At 72.4% G+C, this 14,284-nt stretch carries 14 protein-coding genes; 9 read left to right on the top strand and 5 right to left on the bottom strand.

The window, feature by feature from the left end; all coding sequences use genetic code 11:
* Nucleotides 1-8: 8 nt before the first annotated feature.
* Entirely contained in the window at nucleotides 9-647 is a 639-nt protein-coding gene (locus IO20_RS0100560; RefSeq protein WP_245684838.1) for a flavodoxin family protein, read from the top strand.
* The gene (locus IO20_RS0100555; RefSeq protein WP_030547807.1) at nucleotides 644-1,735 is read left to right on the top strand and encodes an NAD(P)H-dependent flavin oxidoreductase; all 1,092 of its coding nucleotides are present in this window, start codon (nucleotides 644-646) and stop codon (nucleotides 1,733-1,735) included. Before IO20_RS0100560 ends, IO20_RS0100555 begins: the two co-directional genes overlap by 4 nt.
* Here the strand turns inward: IO20_RS0100555 and IO20_RS0100550 are convergent.
* A complete protein-coding gene (locus IO20_RS0100550; RefSeq protein ID WP_030547809.1) occupies nucleotides 1,719-2,897 on the bottom strand; it encodes a steroid 3-ketoacyl-CoA thiolase in 1,179 nt (392 codons plus the stop codon). The genes IO20_RS0100555 and IO20_RS0100550 overlap by 17 nt on opposite strands.
* Nucleotides 2,898-3,124: 227 nt before the next feature.
* On the opposite strand from IO20_RS0100550, the gene IO20_RS0100545 reads away from it, so the two are divergent.
* The 3 genes from IO20_RS0100545 (at nucleotide 3,125) to IO20_RS0100535 (ending at nucleotide 6,234) form a co-directional block, all read left to right on the top strand.
* Nucleotides 3,125-4,372 carry a cytochrome P450 gene (locus IO20_RS0100545; protein WP_030547810.1) on the top strand — a complete coding sequence of 416 codons (1,248 nt, stop codon included), beginning with the start codon at nucleotides 3,125-3,127 and terminating at the stop codon, nucleotides 4,370-4,372.
* Nucleotides 4,373-4,471: 99 nt separating this feature from the next.
* Entirely contained in the window at nucleotides 4,472-5,569 is a 1,098-nt protein-coding gene (locus IO20_RS0100540; RefSeq protein ID WP_030547812.1) for a DUF2330 domain-containing protein, read from the top strand.
* Nucleotides 5,566-6,234 (top strand): O-methyltransferase, encoded by a 669-nt coding sequence (locus tag IO20_RS0100535; RefSeq protein WP_030547814.1) that lies wholly within the window; start codon nucleotides 5,566-5,568, stop codon nucleotides 6,232-6,234. Before IO20_RS0100540 ends, IO20_RS0100535 begins: the two co-directional genes overlap by 4 nt.
* Here the strand turns inward: IO20_RS0100535 and IO20_RS0100530 are convergent.
* Nucleotides 6,227-7,417 (bottom strand): serpin family protein, encoded by a 1,191-nt coding sequence (locus IO20_RS0100530; protein ID WP_031126568.1) that lies wholly within the window; start codon nucleotides 7,415-7,417, stop codon nucleotides 6,227-6,229. The two genes, IO20_RS0100535 and IO20_RS0100530, sit on opposite strands and share 8 nt — an antisense overlap.
* A gap of 248 nt (nucleotides 7,418-7,665) precedes the next feature.
* Here IO20_RS0100530 and IO20_RS0100525 point away from each other — a divergent pair, with 248 nt between their 5' ends.
* Both IO20_RS0100525 and IO20_RS0100520 read left to right on the top strand, forming a co-directional pair.
* Nucleotides 7,666-7,995 (top strand): antibiotic biosynthesis monooxygenase family protein, encoded by a 330-nt coding sequence (locus IO20_RS0100525; protein WP_030547819.1) that lies wholly within the window; start codon nucleotides 7,666-7,668, stop codon nucleotides 7,993-7,995.
* 65 nt (nucleotides 7,996-8,060) lie between these two features.
* Nucleotides 8,061-8,546 carry a GNAT family N-acetyltransferase gene (locus IO20_RS0100520; protein WP_030547821.1) on the top strand — a complete coding sequence of 162 codons (486 nt, stop codon included), beginning with the start codon at nucleotides 8,061-8,063 and terminating at the stop codon, nucleotides 8,544-8,546.
* 20 nt (nucleotides 8,547-8,566) lie between these two features.
* Here IO20_RS0100520 and IO20_RS0100515 read toward each other — a convergent pair whose 3' ends face one another.
* From IO20_RS0100515 to IO20_RS41125, 3 genes are all read right to left on the bottom strand, one after another.
* Nucleotides 8,567-9,352, bottom strand: coding sequence for a hypothetical protein (locus tag IO20_RS0100515; protein WP_078945885.1), 786 nt, complete (start codon nucleotides 9,350-9,352; stop codon nucleotides 8,567-8,569).
* 106 nt (nucleotides 9,353-9,458) lie between these two features.
* On the bottom strand, nucleotides 9,459-11,519 hold the full coding sequence (locus IO20_RS0100510; RefSeq protein ID WP_030547824.1) for an MDR family MFS transporter: 2,061 nt from the start codon (nucleotides 11,517-11,519) through the stop codon (nucleotides 9,459-9,461).
* Nucleotides 11,520-12,136: 617 nt separating this feature from the next.
* A complete protein-coding gene (locus IO20_RS41125; protein ID WP_037634327.1) occupies nucleotides 12,137-12,829 on the bottom strand; it encodes a hypothetical protein in 693 nt (230 codons plus the stop codon).
* Between IO20_RS41125 and IO20_RS41120 the strand changes: the two genes are divergently transcribed.
* A complete protein-coding gene (locus IO20_RS41120; protein WP_051874324.1) occupies nucleotides 12,819-13,046 on the top strand; it encodes a peptidoglycan-binding domain-containing protein in 228 nt (75 codons plus the stop codon). The genes IO20_RS41125 and IO20_RS41120 overlap by 11 nt on opposite strands.
* A 368-nt stretch (nucleotides 13,047-13,414) precedes the next feature.
* Complete coding sequence (locus IO20_RS0100500) at nucleotides 13,415-14,083, top strand: HAD-IA family hydrolase (RefSeq protein WP_030547828.1); 669 nt, start codon at nucleotides 13,415-13,417, stop codon at nucleotides 14,081-14,083.
* Nucleotides 14,084-14,284 lie beyond the last annotated feature (201 nt).

Here is a 14,284-nt window from a genome sequence, read left to right as displayed (position 1 = left end):
GGACACGCATGTCCGCCGTCCCCGGCTTCGCCATCCCACCCGTCACCGTCGTCATCGCCCACCACAGCGGCTACGGCCACACCGCCCGCCAGGCCGCCGCCGTCGCCGAGGGCGCAGCCTCCGTTCCCCGCGCACACGCCGATCTGCGGGACGTGTCGACCCTCGACGAGTCACTCTGGTCGGCCCTCGACGCGGCCGAGGCGATCGTGTTCGGCTCGCCCACCTACATGGGCGCGACCTCGGCCGGTTTCCAGCGGTTCGCCGAGGCGAGCGCGCCGGTCTGGGCAGCGCGCGGCTGGCAGGACAAGCTCGCGGCCGGTTTCACCAACTCGGCCGGGGTGAACGGCAACAAGGACAACGCCCTGCTGTCCCTGACCGTCTTCGCCGCCCAGCACGGCATGACCTGGGTGCCGCTCGGTCTGGAACCCGGCTGGATCTACTCCAGCGGCGGCAGCCCCGAGGACCTCAACCGGCTCGGCGGCTTCGTCGGCGCCATGGCCCAGTCCCCCTCCGACCTCGGCCCGGACGAAGCCCCCGGCACGTCGGACCTGCTCACCGCCCGGCACCTGGGCGAGCGGGTGGCACGGGCCGCGCTGCGCCAGGCCCTGGGCCGTGCGGCCGAGCGCGCCCTGGCGGTGACGGCGTGAGGCCGGGCCGGCTCGGGGAACTCTTCGGCATCGCGCTCCCGGTCGTCCAGGGCCCGTTCGGCGGCGGGCTCTCCTCGGTCGAGCTGACCGCCGCGGTCTCGGAGGGCGGCGGGCTCGGCTCGTACGGGGCCCACATCCTCTCCCCGGAGGAGATCACGGACCTGGTGGCCCGGCTGAAGGCCCGCACCCGGCGCCCGTTCGGGGTGAACCTGTGGGTCCCGCTTGAGGACGAGGCGGCACTCCGGCCGACCGACACCGAACTCGCCGCGCACCGTGCCCGGCTGAAGCCGTACTACGACGAGTTGGGCGTCACCCCGCCGACCGCCGCCGACCTGGCGGCGGCACGACCGGACTACGAGGCGCAGGTCGACGCCCTGCTCGCCGCCGAACCGGCAGCCGTCAGCCTGGTGATGGGGCTGCCGTCACGTCACCTTGTCGCGGAGGCGCGACGGCTCGGCATCTCTCTCATCGGTACGGCGACGACAGTGGAGGAGGCCGTGGCCCTCGAACAGTCCGGCGTGGACGCGATCGTCGCCTCGGGCAGCGACGCGGGCGGTCATCGGGGGGCGTTCCTGCGTCCCGTACGGGAGTCTCTGGTCGGCACGTTCTCGCTGGTCCCGCAGGTGGCGGACGCGGTCAGCGTGCCGGTCATCGCGGCGGGCGGGATCGCCGACGGCCGCGGGGTCACGGCGGCGCTCGCCCTCGGCGCGGACGCGGTCCAGATCGGTACGGGCTTTCTCGCGACCCGCGAGTCGGGCGCGAGCGAGGTGCACCGGCGGACGCTCGGCACGCCGGAGTCGCGCACGACGGTCCTCACCCGCCTCTTCTCCGGCCGCACGGCCCGGGGCGTCCCGAACCTCTTCGTCCGCGACATGGCGGCGTACGAGGACGAGGTCCCCCCGTACCCGGTCCAGAACGCCCTGATGCAGCCGATCCGCCGGGCAGCGGCCGCCGCGGGTCGCGCCGACTGCGTCAACCTGTGGGCCGGCCAGGCCGCGGCCCTCGCCCGTACGGAGACGACCGCCGCGGAGTACCTGGCGAAGCTGGTCGAAGAGAGCACATCCGCGACGGCTACAACCGCTGGATGATCGTCCCGGTCGCCACGGCCCCGCCCGCGCACATCGTGATGAGCGCGAACTCCTTGTCCGAGCGTTCCAGCTCGTGCAGGGCGGTGGCGATGAGCCGCGCACCGGTCGCGCCGACCGGGTGGCCGAGGGCGATGGCGCCGCCGTTGACGTTGACCTTCTCCAGACCGTCCAGGTCCCGCTCGAAGACCTGCGCCCAGCTCAGCACCACCGAGGCGAAGGCCTCGTTGATCTCGACGAGGTCGATGTCCCTGAGCGACATCCCGGCCTTGCCGAGGACGGCACGGGTGGCGTCGATCGGCCCGTCGAGGTGGAAGTGCGGGTCGGCGCCGACGAGGGCCTGGGCGACGATCCGGGCGCGGGGGCGGAGCTTGAGGGCGCGCGCCATGCGCTTGGAGGCCCACATGAGGGCGGCGGCGCCGTCGGAGATCTGGGAGGAGTTCCCGGCCGTGTGGACGGCGGTCGGCATGACGGGCTTGAGGCGGGCGAGCCCTTCCATGGTGGTGTCGCGCAGGCCCTCGTCCCGGTCGACGAGCCGCCACATGCCCTGTCCGGCGGCCTGTTCCTCCTCGGTGGTGGGGACCTGGACGGCGAAGGTCTCGCGCTTGAAGCGCTCCTCGGCCCAGGCGTTCGCGGCCCGTTCCTGGGAGAGCAGGCCGAGGGAGTCGACGCGCTCGCGGGTGAGGCCGCGGTGGCGGGCGATGCGTTCGGCGGCCTCGAACTGGTTGGGGAGGTCGACGTTCCACTCGTCGGGGAAGGGCTTGCCCGGCCCGTGTTTGGAGCCGGAGCCGAGCGGCACGCGGGACATGGCCTCGACGCCGCAGCTGATGCCGATGTCGATGACCCCGGCCGCGACCATGTTGGCGACCATGTGGCTCGCCTGCTGCGAGGAGCCGCACTGGCAGTCGACGGTGGTGGCGGCCGTCTCGTAGGGGAGGCCCATGGTGAGCCAGGCGGTGCGCGCCGGGTTCATGGACTGTTCGCCGGCGTGGGTGACCGTACCGCCGACGATCTGCTCGACGCAGTCGGCGTGGATGCCGGTGCGGCCGAGGAGTTCGCGGTAGGTCTCGCCCAGGAGGTAGGCGGGGTGGAGGTTGGCGAGCGCGCCTCCGCGCTTGCCGATGGGGGTGCGTACGGCTTCGACGATGACGGGTTCCGCGGCCATGAGCTCGTCCTCTCCTCGACCGGACGGGGCGTCCCGGCAGCCCGTCGGTCGGCGTCACGGGGAACTAGTACGCGTTCTAGTTCTCTGTGCAGTCTTATGACTGCTACCGCGGGTACGCAAGGGTCCGGGAGGCAACACTTCCCGTTCTGCCTCTTGCTACTTGTAGAACTCGTTACTAACTTCCCAGACACCTCCTGACGGTCCATCAGATATGGAGTGTGTTGCCGATGCCCTGCCCCCACATCCCCGAAGGGTTCGACGCCACCGACCCCGATCTGCTCCGCGACCGCGTCCCGCTGCCCGAGTTCGCCCGGCTGCGGCAGACCGCACCCGTCTGGTGGTGCCCGCAGCCGCCCGGCATCACGGGCTTCGAGGACGCCGGGTACTGGGCCGTCACGCGCCACGCGGACGTCAGGTACGTCTCCACCCACCCCGAGTTGTTCTCCTCGAACGAGAACACGGCCGTCATCCGCTTCAACGAGCACATCACCCGGGACCAGATCGAGGTCCAGAAACTGATCATGCTCAACATGGACCCGCCCGAGCACACCCGGGTCCGCCAGATCGTCCAGCGGGGCTTCACCCCCCGGGCGATCCGCAACCTGGAGACCGCGCTGCGCGACCGCGCCCACGCCATCGTCGACGAGGCGAAACGCGGCGCGGACGCCGACGGCACCTTCGACTTCGTCACCAAGGTCGCCGTCGAACTGCCCCTCCAGGCCATCGCCGAACTCATCGGCGTCCCCCAGGAGGACCGCTCCCGGATCTTCGACTGGTCGAACAAGATGGTCGCGTACGACGACCCCGAATACGCCATCACCGAGGAGATAGGCGCCGAGGCCGCCATGGAGCTCATCGGCTACTCGATGAACATGGCCGCGGCCCGCAAGGAATGTCCCGCCGCCGACATCGTCAGCCAGCTCGTCGCCGCCGAGGGCCAGGGCAACCTGTCCTCCGACGAGTTCGGGTTCTTCGTCCTGCTGCTCGCCGTCGCCGGCAACGAGACCACCCGCAACGCCATCAGCCACGGCATGCACGCCTTCCTCACCCACCCCGAGGAGTGGGAGCGCTTCAAGCGGGAACGGCCGGCGACCGCCGCCGAGGAGATCGTGCGTTGGGCCACCCCCGTGGTCTCCTTCCAGCGGACCGCGACCCAGGACACCGAACTCGGCGGGCAGAAGATCGCCAAGGGCGACCGGATCGGCCTCTTCTACTCCTCCGCCAACAACGACCCCGAGGTGTTCACCGACCCCGAACGCTTCGACATCACCCGCGACCCCAACCCCCACCTCGGCTTCGGCGGCGGCGGTCCCCACTTCTGCCTCGGCAAGGCCCTCGCGATCAAGGAGATCGAGCTCATCTTCAACGCCGTCGCGGACGCCCTGCCCGACCTGACGCTCGCCGGCGAACCGCGCCGGCTGCGGGCCGCCTGGCTGAACGGCGTGAAGGAACTCCGGGTCCGCGCGGGCACCTGAGCCGGCCACGGCCCTCCGTCCACCCCCGACCGGCGCCGGAACCGGATCACCACCGACCGGCATCGGAACCGGATCACCACCGATGACGTCCCACCCCGCATGCGGGGGACACACAGAATCCTGACCACCATCGTCGCGCTGCTCGCACTCCAGCTCGGTTCGCTCGTCGCACCGGCGTACGCCTGCGGCTGCGGCGCCATGATCCCGTCGAAGTCCGAGCGCATCGGCGTCGACCGGGAGGAGTCGGCCGTCCACTGGGACGGCCGCACCGAGACGATCGTCATGCGCTTCAACGTCCACGGCGACGCCCGGCACGCCGCCTGGATCATGCCGGTGCCGAGCCGGGCCGACGTCACCCTCGGCGACCCGGCGCTCTTCGACGAGATCGAACGCCTCACCGAGCCCGAGCAGCGCGACCGCTTCCACTTCTGGCCGCGCGAGGACGACTGGCCGTTCGCGGGCGGCTACGGCGACGGGGCCGGCGCCCAGCCCGGAAGGGGCGCAGGCGTCGGGGTCGTCGGCCGCGAGCGGCTCGGCCCCTTCGACGTCGCCCGCCTGACGGCCACCGACCCGGAGGCCCTCGGCGACTGGCTGCGCAGCCACGGCTTCGAACTGCCCGACCGGCTGACCGGCGCGCTCCAGCCGTACGTGGACCGGAAGTGGGAGTACGTCGCCGTCCGCCTCGCACCCGAGGAGAAGGACACCGTCCTCCAGGGCGAACTGACACCCCTCCGCATCACCTTCGCCTCGCCCGAACTCGTCTACCCCATGCGGCTCTCCCGCCTCGCGGCGAACTCCCAGACCCTCGGCCTCTCCATCCTGGCCGACCACCGGATGGAACCCCGCTCCGCCATCGGCGGCGACCGCCCCGAGGTGACCTTCGCCGGCCGGATCGAACGCCCCGACGGCGCCCTCGCCGGACTCGCGGGGCGGCGCCCGGTGCATCTGACGGTCGTGGAGCAGGAGTTCCCGAATCCGGCGCGGATCGACGACGACCACCGTCTGAGGACCGTCGCGGACACCCCGTACCGCCAGGTCGAGTACACCGACCGACTCCTCACCGTCGCCGGCGGCATCCCCGTGTGGCTCCTCACGGTGGGCGGCGGTCTGCTGCTCGTGGTGGTCGCGGCACTGCTGCTCGTACGCGTGGCACGGCGCCGCCCGGCGGGGGACACCGGTGTACGTTCCATGACATGACGAACCCTCAGTGGAACGCGGTCGACGACTACTTCAGCAGGACCGTCGCACCGGCCGACGACGTGCTCACGGCCGCGCTCGCCGCCTCCACGGCGGCCGGCCTGCCCGAGATCGCCGTCGCCCCCAACCAGGGGAAGCTGCTCCACCTGCTGGCCCTGACGCAGGGCGCCCGGAACATCCTGGAGATCGGCACCCTCGGCGGATACAGCACGATCTGGCTGGCCCGCGCCCTGCCCGCCGACGGACGGCTGATCACCCTGGAATACGACCCCGCCCACGCGGACGTCGCCCGCGCCAACATCGCCCGCGCCGGCCTCGACAAGCTCGTCGAGGTCCGCACGGGCGCGGCCCTGGACACCCTGCCGCAGCTGGAGGCGGAGGGCGCCGGCCCCTTCGACCTGGTCTTCGTCGACGCCGACAAGGTCAACAACCCGCGCTATGCCGAATGGGCCCTCAAGCTCTCCCGCCCCGGCACGGTGATCATCGTCGACAACGTGGTGCGCGGCGGCAGGGTCGCCACTCCGGACCCGGACGACCCGGCGATCACCGGGACCCGCGAACTGTTCGAGTTCGTCGCCCGCGAACCCCGACTGGACGCGACGGCCCTCCAGACGGTCGGCACGAAGGGTTACGACGGCCTGCTGCTCGCCCGGGTCGTCAGCTGACCGGAGGCGCGCTCCGCCGCCAGCCCGTGAACAGCGGCACCTCGCCCGAACCGTCGAGGACGACCACACCGAACGGCCGGTCGAAGGCGATGCGTTCCACCACCTCGTGACGGGGCGGGGCGGCGCTGCGCGGCATCGTCACCTGGGTGACGGCCGCCGCCTCCACCCCTTCCTCCGCGACCTCGACCACCGCCTCCTGCACGACCTTGGCGATGTACAGGTCCGCCGGCGAGAGGCCCGAGAAGTCGGCCTCACGCGGGTCGATCGCCCGGGTCAGGCCGAGCGCGGCCAGATACTCCCTCGCGTCGGTCTTCGTACGGAGGGTGAAGCGCGGCAGGCTGAGATCGGCCGCATCCGCGACGAGCGGCCGCCGCGCGTCGGCCCCGGCCCAGGCGGCGGGCAGCACGTCGCCGGGCCCGTCGGCCTCGGCCCCGTCGACGTCTGCCCCGTCGGCCTCGGCCCCCAGCACGAAGCGCACCCGCACGCCCCCCTCCCCCGCGCAGGGCAGCTCGACGACGGTGACCCCGCCCACGTACCAGACCCGGCCGGCCGGGATCCGCTGCCGCATGGTCGGCACGGGCCGGGCGTCCCCGTCTCCGTCGGTGAAGGGCTCGTCACGGGTGAGATGCCCGGGGAAGGCGGTCAGCCAGGAGGCCTTCAGCGCGAGGGCGTTGAGCAGCACGAGATCCTCGGAACCGTCCAGATCGAGCGGCAGCCGCGTGATCCGCCCTCCGGTGGCACTGCGTACCCAGGCGTCGAGCTCCTCCTGCGCGTCGGGGATCACGCCGAGGGACATGTCGTCCGTCGCACCGAAGGCGTCGTCGGGCAGCGCGGACCACACCGCCCCGGGCAGCAGCCCGAACCGCACGTCGGGCAGCCCCGCCCGGAAGGCGTCGAGCACCGGCACCCGGCTCCACACCCCGGTCGCCACCGCCACGTCCGGCGCCTGCCCGAGCCACCGCCCGCCTAGGGTCACGGCCTCGGCGGCGGCCGCCCCCTCGACCCCGAGCAACTCCCCCATCTCCTCGCCGGTCCGCCCTCCGGCCCCGGAGGCGACAGCCCCGAGGGCCAGCCACAGCCCGAGGGGCGAGACGACGAAGTCGTCGTCCCCGAGCAGGGGCAACCAACGCGCGGCCAACTCCCGTACCGCGTCCACCCGGAGGGTGGTGGGGGTCTGCGTCATGTCGTGCCTTCCATGAGCGTCGTGAGGGGAAAGGGAGCACCGAGCCACCCGTACAGAGCCTCACATGGGAGCCACGCCGGAGTCGCCCCCCTGGCCAAGAAGCCCGCCGCGCGGGGCCGGCGTCATCGCGCCACGGGTGATGCCCGCGCGTCGTCCTCACGCCGCTTTGACCGGCCTGTGTAGGAGACTGCACGGGCGTGATCAAGGCGGGGTGCTGTGCCCGGCCTGTGCTTCCCGAGAGGTGTCATGTGCCCAGCGTGGTAAAGATCAACGTCCTGACCGTTCCGGCCGAGCAGCGCGAGGTGTTGGAGCAGCGCTTCGCGTCCCGCGCGGGGGCCGTAGAGGGTTCCGACGGTTTCGAGTGGTTCGAGCTGCTGCGCCCGCTGGAAGGCACCGACCAGTACCTGGTGTACACCCGCTGGCGCAGCGAGGAGGACTTCCAGGCCTGGATGAACGGCTCCATGAAGGCAGCCCACCAGGGCGGCGGCAGCGAGGGCGGTGAGCGGCCGAAGCCCGCCGCCTCCGGATCGACCCTCTGGTCGTTCGAGGTCGTCCAGCAGGCGTCCCCCAAGAACTGAGCCGTGCCCCGGCCGGGCCGGGCCGGGGGAAACGGAGCTGCGCCCCGGGTCGTGCGCGCCGCACAATGGCACGCATGACCTGGACCTTCTCCCCCGAGCGCGTCGACACCCCGGACGCGACCGCTCTGCGCCGTGACTACTACGACGACGTCGCCAGCCGCTACTGGAAGCGCCCCGCGACCGAGGCGGAGATCGACGAGGGGCTGGCCGGTGACGGGGTCGAGCTGCTGACCCCGCCGACCGGGCAGTTCCTCGTCGGGCGCTACGAGGGGAAGCCCGCCGCCTGCGGAGGAGTCCTGCTCCTCGACGGGGAACGCGCCGAGCTGACCCGGGTCTTCCTGCGCCACGCCTTTCGCGGCCTCGGCGGCGCCGGCGTCCTGATGGGCGGCCTCGAGGACGCGGCCCGCGCGCTCGGCGCGCGCCGGATGGTCCTCAACACGCGACTGGACCTGGTCGAGGCACGTGCCCTGTACGCGCGGCACGGGTACGCGGAGATACCGGCCTACTGCTCCGGTCCGTACATGGACGTCTGGTACGGCAAGGACCTCTGATCCGCCGGGGCCGCTCGCGGTCAGCCGCTCCAGACGACGACGTCGAGGACCACGCTCATGTCGCTCGCCTGCCCGGTCAGTTCCTTCACGGTCAGCCGGGCGACGCGGCCGTCGTTCGTGCGGGCGCAGAGCACCAGGCCGGTCTTCGTCTTCATCGCCGTCGTGGTCCCCAGCGTGTCGACCACGCCCGCGCAGTCCGCGTACGTGGGCACCTTCGTGGAGTCCTTCCACACCAGCGCCTTGGCCCCGCTGTCGGGGCTCAGCATGTGACTGGTGCCGAAGGGGTGGACGGAGAAGTCGTTCTCCTCGTTGATCTCGGACTCCACGGGAGGCGCGGAGTCCAGGTCCTTCGCGTCCGCGTACGTGATCGCCAGGGCGCCCTGCCACCCGACGGTGCCGGCCGGCTTCGCGGGCGGCGTCGCCGCCGTCGGGGGCGCCTGTGAATCAGGGGACTGCGAGGCATCCGGGCTCTGCGACGCGTCCGGGGCAGCCGCCTGGCCGCCCGGAGTGCCGGCCGTGGTGGCCGAGGGCGCCGGGCCCTGTGCGGCGGGCGGTGTGGGCTTGGCGTTGCCGCTGGTCACCACGTACGTACCGACGACGCCGATCACCGCCGCGAGGAGGGTGGCTCCCGCGCCTATCCAGGCCCCTCGGTGGGAGGCCGCTCGGGCGGGGGCGGGCTGCGCCGGCAGTCCGTATCCGCCGGGGGCGCCGGGCGCCCCGTACCCGGGCTGCCCGCCGTACCCCGACTGCCCGCCGTATCCCGGCTGTCCGCCGTACCCGCCCTGGTGTGGCTGTTCGCTGCTCATCCTGCCCGTCCCCCTGTGACGTGATCTTGGAGAGGACAGCGTACTGAGCAGGCCTGAGTTCTGGTCACAGAGGGTTTGTGGAGCGGGAGTTACCCCGTCCGGCGACCTACGCGTGGTGGTCCCGGGGCGGCTCCGGGTCGTGCGGCCGCTCCCCGTCCGAGCCGGACAGTTCCGCCGTCAGCTGCTCCACCAGCTGCACCAGGTCGGTGGGACGGTCCGGACCCCACCAGTCGCCGAGGAGCTCGGCGAGCGACTCCTCCCGGGCGGCCGCGAGCCGGGTCGCCACCCGTACGCCCTCCTCCGTGAGGATCAGCTGGAGTCCTTCCCGGGTGGCCAGGTGTCGTTCCTCCACCTGCCGGGACGCCTCCGTGATCACCCGCAGCGGTACGGGCACGGTCTCGGCGAGCCGGGCGGGCTCGACCGTGCCGTGGCGGCGGATGCGGAGCAGCAGCCAGCTCGCGGCGGGCAGCAGGTCGAGGCCCGCGCGGGCGGTGATCTTCTCGTAGATCGCCTTGCGTCCTTCGCGGGAACCGAGGACGGAGAGGGCGCGGGCGCATTCGTCGTACGAGGAGCGTTCGACGGGGTTGGAGGCGAGCGTCTGGCTGGTGTCGGGCGCGGTGACCGAGGCCCGCAGCTTGTCCTCCTTGAGGAACCAGGCGACGACGAAGGCGACGAGGACGACGGGGGCCGCGTACAGGAAGACGTCGGTGATGGAGGTGGCGTACGCGTGCAGGACGGAGGGGCGCAGCTCGGCCGGGAGTTCGCCGAGGGTGCGCGGGTCGGCGGCGACCTCCTCGGGGCCGATGCCCGGTGGGATGTCCTGTCCGGCCGAGGCGAACACCTCGTCGAGCTTGGCGGTGAGCCGGTTGGTGAAGATCGTGCCGAAGACGGCGACGCCGAAGGAGGCTCCGATGGAGCGGAAGAAGGTGGCTCCGGAGGTGGCGACGCCGAGGTCCTCGTACGAGACGGCGTTCTGCACGACCAGGACGAGGACCTGCATGACCAGGCCGAGTCCGGCGCCGAAGACGAAGAAGTAGACGCTCATCACCCCGGTGGAGGTGGTCTCCGTCAGCTCGTTGAGGAGCAGCAGGCCGAGGGCCGTGAGCGCGGTGCCCGCGATGGGGAAGACCTTCCAGCGGCCGGTACGGGAGACGATCTGGCCGGAGGCGGTCGAGGTGATCAGCATGCCGGCGACCATGGGCAGCATGTGCACGCCGGACATGGTCGGCGTGACGCCCTGCACGACCTGGAGGAAGGTCGGCAGATAGGTCATCGCGCCGAACATCGCGAAGCCGACGACGAAGCTGATGACCGAGACGAGGGTGAAGGTCCGGATCCTGAACAGCTTGAGCGGCAGCACCGGTTCGGCGGCCCGCCGTTCGACGTACACGAACCAGACGAGGAGGACGCAGCCGAGGACGGCGAGGCCGATGATCTGCGCCGAACCCCACGCCCAGGTGGTGCCGCCGAGGGAGGCCACGAGGACCAGGCAGGTGGCGACCGAGGCGATGAGGAAGGTGCCGAGGTAGTCGATGGCGTGCGGGGTCGAGCGCACCGGGATGTGGAGCACGGCCGCGATGACGAAGAGCGCGACGATCCCGATCGGCAGGTTGATGTAGAAGACCCAGCGCCAGGAGAGGTGCTCGGTGAAGAGGCCGCCGAGCAGCGGGCCGAGGACGCTGGTGGCGCCGAAGACGGCGCCGAAGAGGCCCTGGTACTTGCCACGTTCCCGGGGGGACACGAGGTCGCCGACGATCGCCATCGACAGGACCATGAGGCCGCCGCCGCCGAGGCCCTGGATCGCGCGGAAGGCGATGAGCTGCGGCATGTTCTGGGCGATGCCGCAGAGGGCGGAGCCGATGAGGAAGATGACGATGGCGGACTGGAAGAGCTTCTTGCGGCCGTACTGGTCGCCGAGCTTGCCCCAGAGGGGTGTCGCGGCCGTGGACGCCAGCATGTACGCCGTGACCACCCAGGAGAGGTGCTCCATGCCGCCGAGCTCGCTGACGATGGTCGGCAGGGCGGTGGAGACGATGGTCTGGTCGAGGGCGGCGAGCAGCATGCCGAGCAGCAGCGCGCCGATCGCGACGAGGACGGTGCGGTGGCTCTGACCCTCGCCCGGCGCCGGGGCGCCGCCGAGCTGGGAGGGGCTCACTTCCTGAGCCATGGGCGTCTCCTCGGGCGTGTCGTCGGGCGTGTCGTCGGGCGTCCCGCCGGACGGCCCATGGGACGGCCCCTCCATCCTGGTCCGAATGTCCGGTTATGGCCTCCCGAAGAGCACCGCTGTTCGCCCACCGGCTAGGGCCTGTCTTTTGGATCAGGCCGGATCAGGGAGCGGGGTCTGGTGCGTGCGATCGCAAGGCGGAGGAGGGAGTCATGGCGGAGCCATGGGGATACCGCCCTGCTCGAGCGAAGCCGAGAGCTTGGGGGAGAGTGACGACATCGCGGCGAGCGTGCGTGCCAGGCCCCGCCAGCCCGGCCTGACCCAAAAGACAGGTCCTAGGGGCGGGCTGCATAATCGCTCGCAGTTGTATCGGGGAGGGGACCCATCATGACCGGACACGTCTGTCCTGAATGCGGTGCGGAAAGACCTGGCTGCGCCTGCGCCCAGGCGGAGCTGGCGGCGGCCGAGGACTTCGATCCACTACGGATCAGGCCGTACGTGACGCTGGACTCGGGAGAGGACACGAGCCCGTACGGGTCCTACGGGGCGGGGGACCCGTCCGGGGGTGCCGCCTCCTCGCACGGGGGTGACGCCTCGCCCCACGGGGCTGACACCTCCTCTCACGGGGCCGACGATCCGCCGACGGCCCAGTTGACGGCGATCCGGCCGGACGGGGGTTCCTCGTCCGTCACGGCACCGCTGCCGGGGGCGTACGGAGCGGGGGCGTACGGGGCGAAGCCATACGGGACAGGGGCGTACGGGGAGGGGGCGGGTCCCGGCGCGCCCGCGGGCTCGTACCCGGGCGGGGACCCCTCCGAGACCATGCCGCTGCTGCTGGGCGGCGGGGGCGCCGTACCGCCGCCACCCGGCCATGACCGGGGACAGGCCCCGGGACGGGGCCGCAGGCGGGGCGCGGTGGTGGCCGTGGTGGCCGCCGCCGCCGTGGCGGGCACGGCGGCCCTGGCGGCGGCGCTGCTCGGCGGCGGGGAGGAGCGCGACGACCGGGCGGACGTGCCCGAGGTCACCACGAGCGCGTCCCTGAACATCGCCGTGTCCGAGTCCCCGTCCCCGTCCTCCGAGAGCCCGGATCCGGCGTCGCCCTCCCCCACCGCGCGCCCGACGTCCGCGTCGCCGACGCCCACCCCCACCGCGAGCCGCACCACCGCCCGGCCGAGCGCCTCGCCGAGCGCGACGGGCCCGGCGGCGCCTCCGACCGGCTCCTCGTCGGCGCCGGGGGCCGGACCGACGACGACGGGACCGACCGCGTCGACTTCTCCTTCGGAGTCACCCGGGCTGGACGAGGTGGAGGTCACCCTGAGCCTCGGTTCCACCGGGCACGAGGTGAAGGAGCTCCAGCGGCGGCTGACCGCCGTGTGGGTCTACGACGGCCCTGTCAACGGACGGTACGACGAGGAGGTACGGGAGGCGGTGGCCCGCTACCAGACGTGGCACTGGGGCCTGAGCGACCCGGAGGGCGTGTACGGCCCCGCCACCCGCCGGGTCCTGGAGGAGAACACGCCGAACATCTGACGACACCGGCCCTCGTCCGCGCCTCGCCCCTGCCTCATCCGGGCCCTCATCGGGGCCCCATCCGGTCTCGCCCCCGCCCTCATCCGGGCCTCGCCCCGGCACCGCCCCCGGCTACACCCAGGCACCATCCCAGCGCCGCCCCCGGCTCCCTCCCGGTGCCACCCCGGCGCCCTCCCGGTCCCGCCCCCGGCTCCATCCCGGCAGCCTCCCGGTCCCGCCCCGGCGCCCTCCCGGTCCCGCCATGCGGACCGGGTTGGCCAAGACGGCCCCCGGTTTTGTATCGTAGAAGAACAAAGTGGCCCCGCCCGCGAAACCCTGACCGGTGGGCGGGACCGCTTCGTTCTCCGTACCACCCCTCTGGAGACCTGATGCCTGCCACCACCCCGGCAACGCTCACCGCCCGCGCCCTCCTCCTCGACATGGACGGCACCCTCGTCAACTCGGACGCCGTCGTCGAGCGCTGCTGGCGACGCTGGGCGGAGCGGCAGGGCCTCGACGGTGACGCCGTGCTCAAGGTGGTCCACGGCCGTCAGGGGTACGCGACGATGGCCGTCCTCCTCCCGGACCGCCCGATGGCGCAGAACCACGCCGACAACCGGATCATGCTCGCCGAGGAGACCGCCGACCTCGACGGCGTCGTTCCCGTCCCCGGCGCCCCGGCCTTCATGGCCGCGCTCGCGGAGCTGCCGCACGCCCTGGTGACCTCGGCGGACGAGGCCCTCGCGCAGGCGCGGATGGGGGCGGCGGCGCTGCCGATGCCGGAGATCCGGGTCACCGCCGAGTGCGTCGGGGCCAGCAAGCCGGACCCCGAGGGCTTCCTCAAGGGCGCGGCCGAGCTGGGCTTCGCCCCCGCGGACTGCATCGTCTTCGAGGACTCGGAGGCCGGCATCCAGGCCGGCCGCGCGGCCGGCATGAGGATCGTGGGCGTGGGCCCGCGCGCGGCGGCCTTCGCGCCGGACGTCCACATCCCCGACCTCGACCACCTGCGGGTCGAGGCCGCGGCCGACGGGACGATCACCCTGACCGTCCTTCCGTAGAACCTCCGCATACGACGACGAGACCCCGGGCCGGGAAACGGCCCGGGGTCTCGTCGTACGCCCAACCGCCGGGCGCCGCACGGAATCCCTCACTCCATCGGACGCCGCACACCCCTTGATGTGACGTGTCCATGTCGCCACTCTGTTACCTGGCGCACGCCCCACCGAAACCTGGCGCCGCCACGATGACCGGGCCACCGC

This window comes from Streptomyces exfoliatus (assembly GCF_000725545.1).
In the GTDB taxonomy this organism is placed as follows: Bacteria; Actinomycetota; Actinomycetes; order Streptomycetales; family Streptomycetaceae; genus Streptomyces; species Streptomyces exfoliatus.
This window is presented reverse-complemented; position numbering and strand designations above follow the sequence as displayed.